Here is a 16,491-nt window from a genome sequence, read left to right as displayed (position 1 = left end):
AAACAAAAAACTTCATCATATAGTATGATGAAGTTTCAAATATAATCGAATTTATCGGATTATTTATACATAACTTTCTTAACCGCTTTTACAAGATCATCCGCATTTGGCAACCATTCTTTAAGCAGTACAGGAGAGTAAGGAGCCGGTGTATCGGCAGTAGTAATTCTCTGGATAGGAGCATCTAGATAATCGAACGCTCTTTCCTGAACCATATAAGTAATTTCTGAAGCAACACTACCAAACGGCCAAGCCTCTTCAAGAACCACTAACCTGTTTGTTTTTTTCACAGAGTTTAAAACCGTATCATAATCTAAAGGACGAACCGTTCTAAGATCTATAATCTCACAGCTAATACCTTCTTTCTCTAATTCGTCAGCAGCAGTATAAGCCTCTTTTATAATTTTACCGAAAGATACTATAGTAACATCTTTACCTTCACGTTTAATTTCTGCAACTCCAAGAGGAATAGTATACTCTCCTTCAGGCACCTCTCCTTTATCACCATACATTTGTTCAGACTCCATGAAGATTACAGGGTCGTTATCACGTATAGCTGATTTTAAAAGTCCTTTTGCATCATATGGATTAGAAGGAACTACAACTTTTAATCCCGGTGTATTTGCAAACCAGTTCTCAAAAGCCTGAGAGTGTGTAGCAGCAAGCTGTCCTGCAGAAGCGGTAGGCCCACGGAAAACGATTGGCATAGAAAACTGCCCGGCAGACATCTGCCTCATTTTAGCAGCGTTGTTTATAATCTGGTCAATACCTACAAGTGAGAAGTTAAATGTCATGAACTCAACAATAGGTCGGTTACCGTTCATTGCAGAACCTACTGCAATACCGGCAAAACCAAGCTCGGCAATAGGAGTATCAATTACCCTTTTAGGACCAAACTCATCAAGCATACCTTTAGATGCTTTATAAGCACCGTTATATTCGGCTACTTCCTCACCCATTAAATATACTGACTCGTCGCGACGCATTTCTTCGCTCATTGCTTCGCAAACTGCCTCTCTAAACTGTATCGTTCTCATGTAATTATTATTTCTTATTTTAATGATTGGCAAAAATAAAGATTTTATATTTATTTCGAAGGCAAAAAATTACAAATAAACAACCTTGTTTTTCTGCGCTTTTAAACAATTAGAATTTCATAATTATCAAGCTAAATCGTATGCGTTTTTCACAGTATTTGAAATTTTAACACAGATTCTTTAAAAAAATCATATTTATTATGCATGCATAGTTTTTTATTTAAATAAAATTAGTATTTTCGTATCCGGAAAATAATCTTTATAACTTTATAAAAATGAAAATATTAGTCTGCATCAGCCACGTGCCTGATACTACTTCCAAAATCAACTTTACCAATGGTGACTCTGAGTTTGACACCAACGGTGTACAGTTTGTTATAAATCCTAACGATGAATTTGGCCTTACAAGAGCCGTATGGTTCAAAGAACAACAGGGTGCTAACGTAACGGTTGTTAACGTAGGCGGCCCTGACGCAGAAGCTACACTAAGAAAAGCACTTGCAATAGGTGCTGACGAAGCTATACGTGTTAACGCTAACCCAACTGACGGATTTTTTGTTGCAAAACAGCTTGCAGAAGTTGTTAAGACCGGAAACTATGACTTAGTCATTGCAGGTAAAGAATCTTTAGATTATAACGGTGGTATGGTACCGGGTATGCTTGCAGCATCTCTTGGTTACGATTTTATCAACTCTTGTATTAACCTTGAGGTTAACGGAGGTGATGTAAAAGCAGTAAGAGAAATAGACGGCGGTAAAGAAACCCTTAGCACTAAACTTCCTTTAGTAATAGGAGGCCAAAAAGGACTTGTAGAAGAGAAAGACCTTAAAATACCTAACATGAGAGGTATTATGATGGCGAGACAAAAAGCGCTTACAGTACTTGAGCCAGTTGCTGCAAACAGCACAACTCAGGCTGTTAAGTTTGAAAAACCGGCTCCTAAATCGGCAGTTAAACTAGTTAGCGCTGACAACCTTGACGAACTGGTTAACCTATTACATAACGAAGCTAAAGTTATCTAATTCCACAATCTTAAAATTCCACGACTATGTCTATCTTAATATATGCTGAATCAGCAGAAGGAAAATTTAAAAAAACAGCGTTTGAGCTTGCATCATACGCTAAGAAAATAGCAGGAGAAACAGGCGATACAGTAACTGCTGTTGCCGTTAATGCTGCCGATGCTACTCAACTTGGTAAGTACGGAGTTGACAAAGTATTAAACGTAAAAAACGATAAGCTTACTTCTTTTAACGCAAAAGCCTATGCTGACGTTGTTAAACAGGCTGTACAAAAAGAAAGCGCTAAAATAGTTATCCTTTCTTCAACTACAGACAGCCTTTATATGGCTCCGCTTGTAGCTGCAGGTCTTGAGGCAGGTTATGCTTCAAACGTGGTAGCGCTTCCTGAAAGCACTTCACCTTTCCGTGTAAAAAGAAATGCTTTCTCTAATAAGGCTTTCAACATCACAGAAATAACTACCGATGTAAAAGTTTTAGCTCTTGCCAAAAACTCATACGGTCTTGTTGAGGCTTCAGGCGCTGCAACAGAAGAAGCTTTTGCTCCAACATTAAATGACAATGATTTCTCTATAAAAGTAGAATCTTCAGAAAAAGTTTCAGGTAAAGTTACTATCGCCGATGCAGAGATTGTAGTTTCAGGCGGACGCGGACTTAAAGGACCTGAGAACTGGGGTATGCTGGAAGAGCTTGCATCAGTACTTGGTGCGGCTACAGCCTGTTCTAAGCCAGTATCAGATCTTGGATGGAGACCTCACTCTGAACACGTAGGACAAACTGGTAAACCGGTAGCTTCTAACCTTTACATTGCAGTAGGTATTTCAGGCGCTATACAGCACATTGCAGGTATCAACTCATCTAAGGTAAAAGTAGTTATAAACACTGACCCGGACGCTCCTTTCTTTAAAGTAGCAGACTATGGTGTTGTAGGAGATGCTTTTGATGTTGTTCCTAAGTTGACTGAAAAAATAAAAGAGTTTAAGGCTCAAAACTCATAATTTTATTATAAATTGTGCCCTTAAAAGGGCTATCTGATACGGATGGTTTAAATTTGTTCAGATAGCCCTTTTTATTTGACAGAGGAAACGATTTTTATGAGCTTAGTAAAACTTACTATTAAAGGGATTTCGTACAGCCAGACTCAAAACGGCGCGTATGCTTTAATCCTGAATGAGGTAGACGGTGAACGAAAATTACCAATTGTTATTGGTGCGTTTGAAGCACAATCTATTGCAATAGCCCTTGAAAAGGAGATTAAACCACCAAGGCCGCTTACCCATGACCTATTTAAAAATTTTGCCGACCGCTTTGATATCGTGGTAAAACAGGTTATTATCCACAAGCTGGTAGACGGTGTTTTCTTTTCAAGCATAATATGCGAGCGCGACCGTATTGAAGAAATTATAGACGCAAGGACTTCAGACGCTATCGCACTGGCATTACGTTTTAATGCGCCTATATTCACATATAAGAACATTTTAGACAAGGCAGGTATTTACCTTAAAATAAATCCTGAACCGGAGAACGCCGAAAACGACGACATCCTTTCTGAACCCGAAACATTCGGTACAGAAGAGGTATCGGGCGAAGGCTACACACAGTACAGCCTTCAGGAACTGAACGAAATGCTGGAAGGCGCGGTACAGAATGAAGACTATGAAAAGGCAGCAAAAATAAGAGACGAAATATCTAAGAGAGAGAGTTAATTTGGTTATTCGTTAATTCGGTTATTTGAGAGTCAAATCAACAAATAGCCACATAAACAAATCCACATAATAAGATGAAGCAGTATTTAGATTTAGTGAAGCATGTAATGGAAAACGGCAACCAAAAAGGTGACCGTACAGGAACAGGAACTAAAAGTGTTTTTGGCTACCAGATGCGTTTTGACCTTAGCGAAGGTTTCCCGCTGGTAACTACAAAAAAACTTCACCTTAAATCTATTATATATGAGCTGCTTTGGTTCTTACAGGGAAACACTAATATTGGTTACCTTAACGAGAACGGTGTAAGGATTTGGGACGAATGGGCAGATGAGAACGGCGATTTAGGCCCTGTTTACGGACACCAGTGGAGAAACTGGGACAGTCAGGAAATAGACCAGATAAAAGAACTTATAGAAACCCTTAAAACCAACCCTAACAGCCGCAGGATGCTTGTTAGCGCATGGAACCCCAGAGTTTTACCGGACACCTCTAAATCATTTGCAGAAAACGTGGCCGAAGGCAAAGTTGCCCTTCCTCCCTGCCATGCTTTCTTCCAGTTTTATGTGGCCGACGGTAAACTATCATGCCAGTTATACCAAAGGAGTGCCGATATATTTTTAGGCGTTCCGTTTAATATTGCTTCTTATGCCCTGCTTACTATGATGATTGCACAGGTGTGCGACCTTAAGCCAGGCGATTTTGTACACACTTTTGGTGATGCCCATATTTACAACAACCATATGGAGCAGCTTGAACTTCAGCTTACACGCGAGCCAAGGCCACTACCAAAAATGATACTGAATCCGGAAGTGAAAAATATTTTTGACTTTAAGTTTGAAGACTTCACACTTGTTGATTACGATCCGCATCCACATATTAAAGGAGTAGTAGCTGTGTAACGATTTTTTCCCTACCTTAGATAAAAATCCTTCACCATGGAACCAAATCAACAGGAACTATACGAATATGCTAGAAAGAGAGTAAAACAGAAAAAGCGTGTTTACTTTCATTTCATACTGTTTTTTGTAGGCAGTATTTTTCTGTACGTTATCAATAAATGGCTTAATGTACAACCGGAAAAGGACTGGTACCTTTGGGCTATTACTGCCTGGGCATTTTTATTTGTAATGCACTTTATAAAGGTTTTTGTTACCGAAAGTTTTATAAACAAAAAATGGGAACAGGAACAGATTGACAAGCTTGTTGCGAGACAGGAACGTAAGATAAGCCAGCTTGAAAAAAAGCTGGAAAACGACAATCAGAACTCACAAACCGAAAACACTACCTCAACAGAATAATGACAGTTACCCTTATAGCCGCAGCCGCAGAGAACAATGCATTAGGAAAAGACAACCAGATGATTTGGCACCTGCCCGACGACTTTAAACGGTTTAAACAGCTTACATCTGGGCATTATGTTATTATGGGACGTAAGACTTTTGACAGCCTTCCCGGCATGTTACCCAACCGCACCCATGTTATTATTACCCGCCAGAAAGATTACACAGCAGAGAACTGTATTGTGGTAAACAGCCTTGAGGAAGCACTAAAAGTATGCCCACAGGATGAGGAAGTGTTTATTATTGGCGGTGGCGAGATCTACAAACAATCTATGGCAGTAGCCGATAAGATAGAACTTACCAGAGTACACGGAACCTCACCTGAAGCAGATGCTTTTTTCCCGGAAATAGACCCTTCTGAATGGATATTGGAACAAGCTATTCACCATCCTAAAGACGAAAAGCATAAGTTTGATTTTACTTTTGAAACGTTTGTAACAAAGTAAGCCTGCCCAAACACGACTTTACTTATAACATATTATTAGTAAAACTATTTATATCTTTGCCCCGTAAATATTTGCAATGTCACAAAATGTAACCCCCTATAAGGATTCCCAATTGGGAAAAAAAGAACAGGTAGCCCAAATGTTTGATACCATTTCCGGTAAATATGACGGTCTTAACCGTGTAATTTCATTTGGTATCGACGTTAAGTGGAGAAAAAAAGTACTTAAACTGGTTTCGGACACTAACCCTGAAACTGTGCTTGATATTGCTACCGGCACCGGCGACCTTGCTATTTTAATGACGCAGACAGGAGCTAAAAAAATTACCGGGCTTGACATTTCTGCCGGAATGCTGGAAGTAGGCCGTAAAAAAATTGCCGAACGCAAACTGTCCAATAAAATAGACATGGTATTGGGCGACAGCGAGAACATTCCGTTTGAAGATAACAGCTTTGATGCCATTACCGTTGCCTTTGGGGTTCGTAACTTTGAAACCCTTGAAAAAGGACTTGCAGAAATTTTAAGAGTGTTAAAACCGGGAGGTATTTTTGTAATACTTGAAACCTCTGTACCTACAAAAACACCCTACAAACAAGGTTATAAATTCTACACAAAACACATACTGCCGCTAATTGGCAAACTTTTCTCTAAAGACAAGTCGGCTTACGCTTACCTAAGTGAATCGGCTTCCGTTTTCCCTCACGGCGAAATGTTAAACAATATTTTGAGGAAAATTGGGTTTATAGAGGTGAAGAACAGGCCGCAAACCTTTGGTGTGGCAACAATTTATTCGGCTTCAAAATAATACAATGAAAAGATTTCTTTTATACATAATCCTTATATGTGGCCTGCACGGGCATGCACAGCTTAAAATATTTGGTAAGGACCCTATTATCCACCTTGAAAACTTTGACAAGCAAAGAGTGCACTGGGGTTATTTCCTAGGATTTAACAGCTATGGCTTTAAGTTTGACTATATAAATCCCCCGGATGTTGATGTTATAGTAAAGCAGACTACAGGATTTAACGTAGGTCTTGTAGGTAATTTAAGGATTATGGAGCATCTGGATCTTCGCTTTGAACCAGGACTATATTACTCACAAAGAGATCTTACCTTTCCGGGATTTGAAAGGGAAAGTGATGCCTTTAGGGAAGTAAAATCAACGTATATCCATTTCCCGCTGTTACTTAAGTTCTCAGCAAAAAGGGCAGGAAACGTAAAACCCTATTTAGTGGGAGGTTTTTCAAAAACACTAAACCTTTCCAGTGGTTACAATTCCCTTGACGACAACTACACAGGCACATTCAGGATGAAACAATGGACTACCAATTACGAAATAGGTTTTGGTATAGACATGTATCTGGAGTACTTTAAGTTTTCACCTTCAATTCGTGGGGTATTTGGTCTTAACGATGAGCTTATAAGAGACAATAATCCGGACAGCCCATGGACATCTAACATAGGCTCTATGAAAACAAGGGCAATTTTAGTAAACTTTACATTCCACTAAGACAGAGAACGCCTAAACTCGCTTAGGATTATTGCAGTAGCGGTTGCCACATTAAGGCTTTCGGTTTGCTGAAGTTTACCAAATCGTGGTATTGAAATTTTATCAGTTACAACATCCTCGATTTCCTTAGATATCCCGTTTGCTTCGTTACCAAAAACTACAATACCGTTTTGCGGAAGCGATTGGGTGTAAATATTTTCACCATCCATAAAGGTTCCGTAAACAGGCAATGAGGTATTTTTAAGGTAATCCTGCAAATCGGCGTAGATAACTTTTACCCTGGTAACTGAACCCATTGTAGCCTGAATCACTTTTGGATTGTAGACATCCACACAACCTGAAGAGCAAACAAGATGTGTTACACCAAACCAGTCACACATTCTTATAATAGTCCCAAGGTTTCCGGGATCACGCACTTCATCAAGCGCAACAATCAATCCGCTATCAGGTAATTTGTTTTCCTCTTCAGGAATACTAAAAACGGCAAGACAGGTATTGGCAGTAGCAAGCGCACTAATCTTTTTCAGCTCGGCATCGGTTACCTCTACCCTCTTTTCATGAGGAATGTCGGCAAAATCATTTTGGGTGGTAAAAAGCTGCTGTAATTCAAAATGTGAGTTTAAAAGTTCTTCAACAACTTTAACACCTTCGGCAATGAACATTTTGTGTTCCTTTCGGTATTTTTTTTGCTGTAAACCCGTTATTGTTTTAATTTGGTTTTTGCTAACCATAAAAAATGTATTTTTGAATTACTATTTAGAGCCCTGCCTTGAGAAATAAAATAACAAAAATAGCACTTATTATATTATCTGCTTCTGTTTTGTTCTCGTGTTCCCTTACAAAAAGGGTTCCCGACAGCAAGCAACTGCTTAAAGAAGTAGACATTAATGTAAATGACAAATCGGAAAGTAAAAACGAAGAAGTCACTAATCAACTGTATCAGATACCCAATTCAGATGTTTTAGGGCTAAACATACGTCTGCACTTATACAACTGGGCAAACCCAAATCCGGATTCGTCCTATCAGGCATGGTTGGAAAGAAAACCCAACCGCCATAAAAGATATGCCGCCTTACTTTCAGAAAAACAGGTACAGCGCTTAGGGAAGTCATTTATTGTTTCCGGAATAGACAATTTCCTTAAGGATGTGGGCGAACCTCCTGTAATTGTAGACAGCCTTCGCACACAAAGATCGGCCAGAAGGCTAAACGCCTATTATTTTAAAAGAGGATACTTCCGCACAAAGGTAAATTATACCATAGATAGTATTGGCAACAAAAGAGCACGTGTAACTTATAATGTAAAAACCGGCAGGCCATACATAATAGACTCTATCTCGACACAAATACAATCATCGGTAATTGACAGCTTATACAATAAGACAAAAGACAAGTCAGTTATAAAAAAAGGCAAGCAATATGCCGAAGCCGATTTCACGGAAGAACGTGACCGCTTAACCACCTATTTCCTAAATCACGGGGTCTATAATTTTCAGCCCAACTACATATCATACGCTATAGATACCGTTGGCACTAATTATAAGGCAAATCCTAAAATTTTAATTGATAATGAAACTGTAAGGACACAGGATTCAACTTACACCAGGCCGTTTAGCATATACAAGATAAGCCAGGTTAATATTTACACGGAAAACCAAAACGGTGAAGAGCGCACCATTGACAGCGCCTCCTATAAAGGCTTTAATATTTACAGCACCGGAAAACTTAATTACAGGCCAAAAGCACTTACCGATCCCGTTTTTATTACCGCGGGCACCCCTTATGCCGACTTTAGAAGAACCTTAACTTACAGGTATCTTTCTAACCTTAATATATTTTATTATCCTAAAATAATATACGAACCGGATCCGGCAGATTCTACCGGAACATCACTTATTACAAATATCTACCTGAAACCGAAAACCAAGTTCGACCTTATTGTGGGTGCCGATTTTATACATTCAAACATACAGGACTTTGGTATACAGGGTAACCTTACCCTACTAATGCGTAATGTATTTAGGGGTGCCGAGATATTAAGTATAAGTACCCGTGGAAATGTTGGTTCATCAAGAGACCTTTCAATACAGGACAGAAGCTTCTTCAACATTCTGGAATACGGAGCTGATTTAAAGCTTACCTTCCCGCGTATATTTTTCCCGCTTAATACCGACAGAATTATTCGTAAAGAAATGATTCCTTCCACAAATATGAGCTTTGGTACAAGCAGGCAGCAAAATATAGGCCTTGACAAAGAAAGCTTTACAGGTATACTGAGTTACAACTGGACACCTAAACGAAATGTTACTGCAAGACTGGATCTTTTAAATATTCAATACGTACGAAATGTAAATCCACAAAACTACTTTAATGTATATGCATCATCTTACGAAAGGCTGAATGATTATGCCCTACAGTATCAGAATCAGGTAGACCCTAATTACTTTGCTATTGATCCCGAAACAGGAGAAACCAGACTAATAATTGAAGAGGGTACAGATGGTTTTATTAATGATGTAGACAACAGCACTATAACAGTTACTCCTGAAGATTACAGGAACATTAACAGTATTGATGAAAGAAAACAGAGGCTTACCGAAAACAACCTGATTTTTGCCTCAAACTTTACCTATACCACCAGCACCAAAGAAAACATACTGGACAATACCTTCTTTATTTTTAAAACAAAAATAGAGTCGGCCGGTAATTTCCTTTCTCTGCTATCCAGACTTGAAGGTAATAGCAATACTAATGACAACGGAAGGCATACATTTTTAAATGTAGAATATTCTCAATACATAAAAACAGAATTCGACTTTATCAAGCACTTTGATTTAAGAAGAGGCAAAGTCCTTGCCATGAGGGCATTTGCCGGTATTGCCATACCATACGGAAATGCTAATTCCATTCCGTTCACAAGAAGTTACTTTGGTGGTGGCTCTAACGACAACAGGGCATGGCAATCGTATAGTTTAGGACCGGGCCGTAGCGGAAGTCCCAACGATTTTAACGAAGCTAACTTTAAACTGGCTTACAGCGCAGAGCTTCGCTTTAATCTTTTCGGACAGCTTAACGGAGCTGTTTTTGGCGATGTAGGTAACATTTGGAACGTTTTTGACAGCGAGACCGATACCGACTATACCTTTAACGGACTCCAGTCTTTCCGAGACCTTGCCTTTGGCACTGGCTTCGGATTCAGGTATGATTTTAACTTCTTTGTGGTACGTCTTGACTTCGGATACAAAACCTATGATCCGGGCAGACCGGAAAACGACAGATGGTTTAAAGGATATAATTTCTCTAAGACAGTTTTAAATGTCGGAATTAATTATCCGTTCTAAATTTAAAAATACTATTTTTGTAAATTAATTTTTAAAAACTATAAATAAAATGGCTCATAATATCAAACCCGGGGTTGCAACCGGAGACCAGGTTCAGGAGATCTTTAAGTATGCCAAAGAAAAAGGATTTGCATTACCTGCAGTAAACGTAACAGGCTCTAGTACTATTAATGGTGTTCTTGAAACAGCTGCAAAACTAAAAGCTCCGGTAATTATCCAGTTCTCTAATGGTGGTGCTTCATTCAACGCCGGTAAAGGATTATCTAACGAGGGTCAGAAATCTGCCATTTTAGGTGCTGTTGCAGGTGCTAAACATATACATACACTTGCAGAAGCTTATGGTGCTACTGTAATTTTACATACTGATCACTGCGCGAAAAACCTTTTACCATGGATAGATGGTCTACTTGATGCAAGCGAAGAGCATTTTAAAGCTACGGGCAAGTCGCTATTTAGCTCACACATGATTGACTTATCAGAAGAGCCACTTGAGGAAAACATCGAGATCTCTAAAAAATACCTTGAAAGAATGAGCAAAATGGGCATGACCCTGGAAATCGAGCTTGGTATTACAGGAGGCGAAGAAGATGGTGTTGACAACTCTGACGTAGACAGCTCTAAACTATACACTCAGCCGGAAGAAGTATCTTATGCTTATGAAGAACTAAGCAAAGTATCAGATAAATTTACTGTTGCGGCTGCTTTTGGTAACGTACACGGTGTTTACAAACCGGGTAACGTTAAACTTACTCCAAAAATCCTTAAAAACTCTCAGGAATATGTACAAAACAAATTCAACACAGGTGCAAACCCTGTAGACTTTGTATTCCACGGAGGTTCAGGATCTACTCTTGAAGAGATAAGAGAAGCTATTTCTTATGGTGTAATAAAAATGAACATTGATACTGACTTACAGTTTGCATTTACTGAAGGTATCCGTGATTATGTTACCAACAATGTAGAGTACTTAAAAACTCAGATTGGTAACCCTGAAGGAGCAGAATCTCCAAACAAGAAATACTACGACCCAAGAAAATGGATTCGTGAAGGAGAGCTTACCTTTAACAAGAGACTTGAAAAAGCATTTGAAGACCTAAACAACGTTAATACCCTATAATTTTAAAGGGGCTGTATAACTAACTAATATTTGTAAAATGGCTTGGTTTAAAAGAACGGAAAAAGGAATACAAACACCAACCGAGAATAAGAAAGATGTACCTAAAGGATTATGGTACAAATCGCCTACCGGTAAAATTGTAGATGCAGAAGAACTTGCAAGAAACTTTTATGTAAGTCCGGAAGACGGATATCACGTAAGAATAGGCAGTAAAGAATATTTTGAAATACTTTTTGACAACAACGAGTTTGAAGAGCTGGATGAAAACATGACAGCTAAAGACCCGCTTAAGTTTGTTGATACAAAAAAATACAGCGACCGTTTAAAAGACGCTATAGATAAAACAAAACTTAAGGATGCTGTTAGAACCGCTGTAGGTAAATCTAAAGGTAAAGACCTTGTTATTGCATGTATGGACTTCGCTTTCATTGGCGGATCTATGGGTGCTGTGGTAGGCGAGAAAATTGCACGTGCAATAGACCACTCTATCAAAAACAACATTCCTTTCCTTATGATTTCAAAATCAGGTGGCGCAAGGATGATGGAAGCAGCTTACTCACTTATGCAGTTAGCTAAAACATCTGCTAAGCTTGCCCAGCTTGCTGACGCTAAAATACCTTACATCTCTTTATGTACAGACCCTACAACAGGTGGTACAACCGCATCTTATGCAATGTTAGGAGACGTAAACATTTCTGAACCTGGAGCACTTATCGGATTCGCAGGTCCGCGTGTAGTAAAAGACACTACAGGTAAAGACCTGCCGGAAGGCTTCCAGACTGCAGAGTTTGTATTGGAGCATGGTTTCCTTGATTTTATCACTCCTCGTAAAGAGCTTAAAGATAAGATTAACCTGTATCTAGATTTGATTCAAAACAATCCTATACGATAATATAAAAAAGCCTCACTTAAAGTGAGGCTTTTTTATACTTATATTTTACACATTACATTCCGCTCCTTATTGCCTCTACCGGGTCTAACTTAGCCGCAGATATAGCAGGCAATATTCCTGATATAAGCCCGATAGCGATTGACAAGCCACTACCTAAAGCTATATTAAATGCACTTAGTACAAACTCAAAATCGAGCATTTTGGTTATCCCTATAGCTATAAGCCAAACAAGAAACATACCCACAAGTCCGCCTATAAAAGACAATATAACTGCCTCAAACAGGAACTGAAGCAATATAAACTTACTTTTTGCGCCAAGTGCTTTTTGTATCCCTATAAGATTTGTTCTTTCCTTAACCGATACAAACATAATATTGGCAATACCAAAACCTCCCACAAGCAGAGAAAAGAACCCTATAATCCAACCGCCAATATTAAGATTACCTACAATCTCGTCAATCATATCGGTAAAACCGGAAAGGATATCTATAATAAAATTATCTATATCACCGGCTTTTATACCCCTGTAATTTCTAAGCTTATAAGTCACCTCCGCTTTCACCTCTTCGCCGGTATAACCCGCTTTAGGTTTTATTATGATAATAGGCGTCATAAAATCATTATGATCACCAAACTTGCGCCTTAAAAAATTGACAGGAATAAAAACAGCCGTATCGTTATTTTCTCCAAATGCTCCTGATCCCTGTTTTGCAAGTACTCCTATTACGGTAAATTTTTGCCCGTACATGCGTACTTTTTTCTCCAGCGGGTTGTCATCACCAAACAAAGCCTTTGCTACCTCATACCCTATTACCACAACAGGAGTACCGGACACCGATTCTGTTTCATTATAAAAACGACCTGTAGGTATATCCAGTTTTTGTATATCAGTAAACTCATAAGAAACCGGAACCACATTAATGTCGCTTGCCGATTTTTCGTTATACTTAATAATCTCACTTTTGGTAAAAATCTGAAAAGCTACCTGATCGGCCATTGTAACCGCATCTTTCAGGTACTGATACTCATTATATTCAACATCCGGAAACTGCTGACGTTTCCATCGCGGTATGTCCGACGGGCCAAAAGAGAAACTTTTAAGATACATGGTATTTTTATCTACCGCGCTAAGCTGCTCTTTTATTTGCCTGTCCATAGAGTCTACAGCAGCAAGAACCGCTATAATAGAGAATATACCTACCGTTACCCCAAGCAACGATAAAAACGTTCTGAGCTTATTGTTTCTTAGTGCATTTAAAGCAAATGCAAGGCTTTCTCTAAGCAATCGCAGGTATAACAGCATAACAAATTTTATTGAGTTGTGTAAAATTCAATAATTTTTTCGCAAATTCCTAAAATCAAAATGTAATAAAAATAAAAAAACATAAAATTATCTCTTATATCTCTTTGAATGTTAGCTATACAATAACTACTTTTGCACCTTTAGAACACGCATCAAAATGAGTACAGTAAAAAACATTTCATCGGCCCTTATTTCAGTATTTGATAAAGACGGCTTAGAACCTATTGTTAGGAAACTACACGAAAATTCAGTAACCATCTATTCTACCGGAGGTACAGAATCTTTTATCAAAGATTTAGGCATACCTGTTGTAGCTGTTGAAGACGTAACTTCCTACCCTTCAATACTTGGCGGTCGCGTTAAAACTTTACACCCTAAAGTTTTCGGAGGTATACTTAACCGTCAGGACAATGAATCTGACGTACAGCAGATGAAAGAATTTGACATTCCTCAAATTGACCTGGTTATTGTAGACCTGTACCCTTTTGAAAAAACAGTTGCATCGGGAGCTGCAGAAGCTGATATTATCGAGAAAATTGACATCGGTGGTATCTCTCTTATCCGTGCTGCTGCTAAAAATTTTAAAGACACAGTTATCGTTGCATCAGTAAACGAGTACAGCCTGTTTTTAGATATGCTAACCAACAACAATGGCGGCACTACTCTTGAAGAAAGAAGGCTTCTTGCTACTAAAGCGTTCCACGTTTCTTCAAACTATGATACTGCAATATTCAACTATTTCAATACAGACGATACTTACTACAAAGCAAGTATAGCTGACGGACAGGTACTTCGTTATGGAGAAAACCCTCACCAGAAAGGTTTCTTCTTTGGCGAATTTGATAAAATGTTCACTAAACTTCACGGTAAAGAGCTTTCATACAACAACCTTCTGGATGTTGATGCTGCCGTTAACCTGATGCAGGAGTTTAAAAATGACAATCCTACATTTGCAATATTAAAGCATAACAACGCTTGCGGACTTGCTACAAGAAGCACTGTAAAAGAGGCTTACCTTGACGCACTTGCAGGCGATCCTACCTCTGCTTTTGGAGGTGTTCTTATTTCTAATGCTAAAATCGACAAGGCAGCGGCAGAAGAAATCAACCAGCTTTTCTGCGAGGTGGTAATTGCTCCGGGTTATGACGATGACGCTGTTGCAGTACTACAGGAAAAGAAAAACAGAATTATTTTAATACAAAACGAGGTGGAACTACCTGCTAAACAGGTTAGAACATGCCTAAACGGATTATTAGTTCAGGATAAAGATAATATTACAGACAATAAAGAGCATTTAACTACCGTTACAGTAACTTCACCTACTGAGCAGGAAGTGGAAGACCTGCTGTTTGCTTCAAAAATCTGTAAGCATACAAAATCCAATACCATTGTTTTTGCTAAAAATAAACAACTGTTTGCAAGCGGTACCGGACAAACGTCTCGCGTAGATGCTTTAAGACAGGCTGTGGAAAAAGCAAATTCATTTAACTTTGACCTTAACGGAGCTGTTATGGCCAGCGATGCGTTTTTCCCTTTCCCGGACTGCGTTGAGCTTGCTAAAAATGCCGGTATTACAGCTGTAATACAACCGGGTGGTTCTATAAAAGACGAATTAAGCATAAACTACTGCAACGAAAATAATGTTGCAATGGTATTTACAGGAACACGTCATTTTAAACATTAATTTGTTACATTTGTTTTTGAGCATCTAATTTAAATAAACTAAACCCTAAGGAATAAATATGGGATTTTTTGATTTCATGACCGAGGATATCGCAATTGACCTTGGTACCGCAAATACCCTCATTATACACAACGACAAAGTAGTTATAGACAGCCCGTCTATTGTAGCCCGAGACCGTGTTACCGGCAAGATAATAGCTGTAGGTAAAGAGGCTAATATGATGCAGGGTAAAACCCATGAAAACATAAAAACCATACGTCCGCTTAAGGATGGGGTTATAGCTGACTTTGCCGCGTCGGAAGAAATGATAAAAATGTTTATCAAGAGTATCCCGGCACTAAAAAAGAAATTATTTACACCGGCCCTTCGCATGGTTATCTGTATTCCGTCGGGTATTACCGAAGTGGAGATGCGTGCAGTAAAAGAATCTGCCGAAAGGGTAAACGGTAAAGAAGTATATCTTATCCACGAGCCTATGGCTGCGGCCATAGGTATCGGCGTGGATATTATGCAGCCTAAAGGAAACATGATTGTGGATATAGGTGGTGGTACTACCGAGATTGCCGTAATAGCACTTGGAGGTATTGTATGTGACAAATCGGTTAAGATTGCGGGTGACGTTTTCACAAACGATATTGTTTACTACATGAGAACACAGCACAACCTTTTTGTGGGTGAAACCACAGCCGAGAAAATCAAGATCCAGATAGGTGCCGCTTTAGAGGATTTAGAGTCTCCACCAGAGGAAATGTCTGTACAGGGTCGTGACCTTCTTACAGGTAAACCAAAACAGGTTGATGTTTCTTACCGTGAGATTGCAAAAGCCCTAGACAAATCTATACAGCGTATTGAAGATGCCGTTATGGAAACTCTTTCTCAAACTCCGCCGGAACTTGCAGCCGATATTTACAATACAGGTATTTACCTTGCGGGTGGTGGATCTATGCTTAGAGGACTTGACAAGCGTATTTCACAAAAAACAGACCTTCCGGTATACATTGCAGAAGATCCGCTAAGGGCAGTAGTGCGAGGAACGGGAATGGCACTTAAAAATATCCAGAAATTCAGAAGCATACTTATCAAATAAAGAGCTATA

Annotated in this window: 16 protein-coding genes; 13 read left to right on the top strand and 3 right to left on the bottom strand. The window is 39.0% G+C overall.

Translation table 11 applies throughout. The features are described 5' to 3' along the window. Positions 1-59: 59 nt before the first annotated feature. A complete protein-coding gene (locus tag FUA48_RS06620) occupies positions 60-1,055 on the bottom strand; it encodes a pyruvate dehydrogenase complex E1 component subunit beta (protein ID WP_262712753.1) in 996 nt (331 codons plus the stop codon). 257 nt (positions 1,056-1,312) lie between these two features. On the opposite strand from FUA48_RS06620, the gene FUA48_RS06615 reads away from it, so the two are divergent. The 8 genes from FUA48_RS06615 to porT all read left to right on the top strand — a co-directional run bounded on the left by FUA48_RS06615 (position 1,313) and on the right by porT (position 7,059). Further along, on the top strand, positions 1,313-2,059 hold the full coding sequence (locus FUA48_RS06615) for an electron transfer flavoprotein subunit beta/FixA family protein (RefSeq protein ID WP_147582811.1): 747 nt from the start codon (positions 1,313-1,315) through the stop codon (positions 2,057-2,059). A gap of 26 nt (positions 2,060-2,085) precedes the next feature. Continuing rightward, positions 2,086-3,054: an electron transfer flavoprotein subunit alpha/FixB family protein gene (locus FUA48_RS06610; RefSeq protein WP_147582810.1), complete on the top strand. Its 969-nt coding sequence runs from the start codon at positions 2,086-2,088 to the stop codon at positions 3,052-3,054. Between the two features lie 96 nt (positions 3,055-3,150). Next, complete coding sequence (locus FUA48_RS06605; protein ID WP_147582809.1) at positions 3,151-3,762, top strand: bifunctional nuclease family protein; 612 nt, start codon at positions 3,151-3,153, stop codon at positions 3,760-3,762. Positions 3,763-3,836: 74 nt separating this feature from the next. Then, positions 3,837-4,661, top strand: a complete 825-nt coding sequence (locus FUA48_RS06600) for a thymidylate synthase (protein ID WP_147582808.1) — start codon at positions 3,837-3,839, stop codon at positions 4,659-4,661. A 36-nt stretch (positions 4,662-4,697) separates the two neighbouring features. Continuing rightward, positions 4,698-5,060, top strand: a complete 363-nt coding sequence (locus tag FUA48_RS06595; RefSeq protein WP_147582807.1) for a 2TM domain-containing protein — start codon at positions 4,698-4,700, stop codon at positions 5,058-5,060. Beyond that, positions 5,060-5,548, top strand: a complete 489-nt coding sequence (locus FUA48_RS06590) for a dihydrofolate reductase (protein ID WP_147582806.1) — start codon at positions 5,060-5,062, stop codon at positions 5,546-5,548. The genes FUA48_RS06595 and FUA48_RS06590 overlap by 1 nt, the downstream gene beginning before the upstream one ends. Positions 5,549-5,624: 76 nt before the next feature. After that, positions 5,625-6,353, top strand: coding sequence for a bifunctional demethylmenaquinone methyltransferase/2-methoxy-6-polyprenyl-1,4-benzoquinol methylase UbiE (gene ubiE / locus FUA48_RS06585; protein WP_147582805.1), 729 nt, complete (start codon positions 5,625-5,627; stop codon positions 6,351-6,353). A gap of 4 nt (positions 6,354-6,357) precedes the next feature. Then, on the top strand, positions 6,358-7,059 hold the full coding sequence (porT, locus tag FUA48_RS06580; protein WP_147582804.1) for a type IX secretion/gliding motility protein PorT/SprT: 702 nt from the start codon (positions 6,358-6,360) through the stop codon (positions 7,057-7,059). On the opposite strand, the gene FUA48_RS06575 is transcribed toward porT, so the two are convergent. Further along, positions 7,056-7,790 (bottom strand): TrmH family RNA methyltransferase, encoded by a 735-nt coding sequence (locus FUA48_RS06575; protein ID WP_147582803.1) that lies wholly within the window; start codon positions 7,788-7,790, stop codon positions 7,056-7,058. The two genes, porT and FUA48_RS06575, sit on opposite strands and share 4 nt — an antisense overlap. Positions 7,791-7,828: 38 nt before the next feature. Here FUA48_RS06575 and tamL point away from each other — a divergent pair, with 38 nt between their 5' ends. The 3 genes from tamL to accD are packed head-to-tail and all read left to right on the top strand — an operon-like array spanning position 7,829 to position 12,408. Continuing rightward, entirely contained in the window at positions 7,829-10,399 is a 2,571-nt protein-coding gene (gene tamL, locus FUA48_RS06570) for a translocation and assembly module lipoprotein TamL (RefSeq protein WP_147582802.1), read from the top strand. Positions 10,400-10,448: 49 nt separating this feature from the next. Beyond that, entirely contained in the window at positions 10,449-11,516 is a 1,068-nt protein-coding gene (fbaA, locus tag FUA48_RS06565; protein WP_147582801.1) for a class II fructose-bisphosphate aldolase, read from the top strand. A gap of 37 nt (positions 11,517-11,553) precedes the next feature. Then, a complete protein-coding gene (gene accD / locus FUA48_RS06560) occupies positions 11,554-12,408 on the top strand; it encodes an acetyl-CoA carboxylase, carboxyltransferase subunit beta (protein ID WP_147582800.1) in 855 nt (284 codons plus the stop codon). A gap of 52 nt (positions 12,409-12,460) precedes the next feature. Here accD and FUA48_RS06555 read toward each other — a convergent pair whose 3' ends face one another. After that, a complete protein-coding gene (locus FUA48_RS06555; protein WP_147582799.1) occupies positions 12,461-13,711 on the bottom strand; it encodes an ABC transporter permease in 1,251 nt (416 codons plus the stop codon). A gap of 157 nt (positions 13,712-13,868) precedes the next feature. On the opposite strand from FUA48_RS06555, the gene purH reads away from it, so the two are divergent. Beyond that, positions 13,869-15,395 carry a bifunctional phosphoribosylaminoimidazolecarboxamide formyltransferase/IMP cyclohydrolase gene (gene purH, locus FUA48_RS06550; RefSeq protein WP_147582798.1) on the top strand — a complete coding sequence of 509 codons (1,527 nt, stop codon included), beginning with the start codon at positions 13,869-13,871 and terminating at the stop codon, positions 15,393-15,395. A 58-nt stretch (positions 15,396-15,453) separates the two neighbouring features. Further along, positions 15,454-16,482 (top strand): rod shape-determining protein, encoded by a 1,029-nt coding sequence (locus FUA48_RS06545; protein ID WP_147582797.1) that lies wholly within the window; start codon positions 15,454-15,456, stop codon positions 16,480-16,482. Positions 16,483-16,491 lie beyond the last annotated feature (9 nt).

Origin of the sequence: Flavobacterium alkalisoli, assembly GCF_008000935.1 — a bacterium.
GTDB lineage: Bacteria > Bacteroidota > Bacteroidia > Flavobacteriales > Flavobacteriaceae > Flavobacterium > Flavobacterium alkalisoli.
This window is presented reverse-complemented; position numbering and strand designations above follow the sequence as displayed.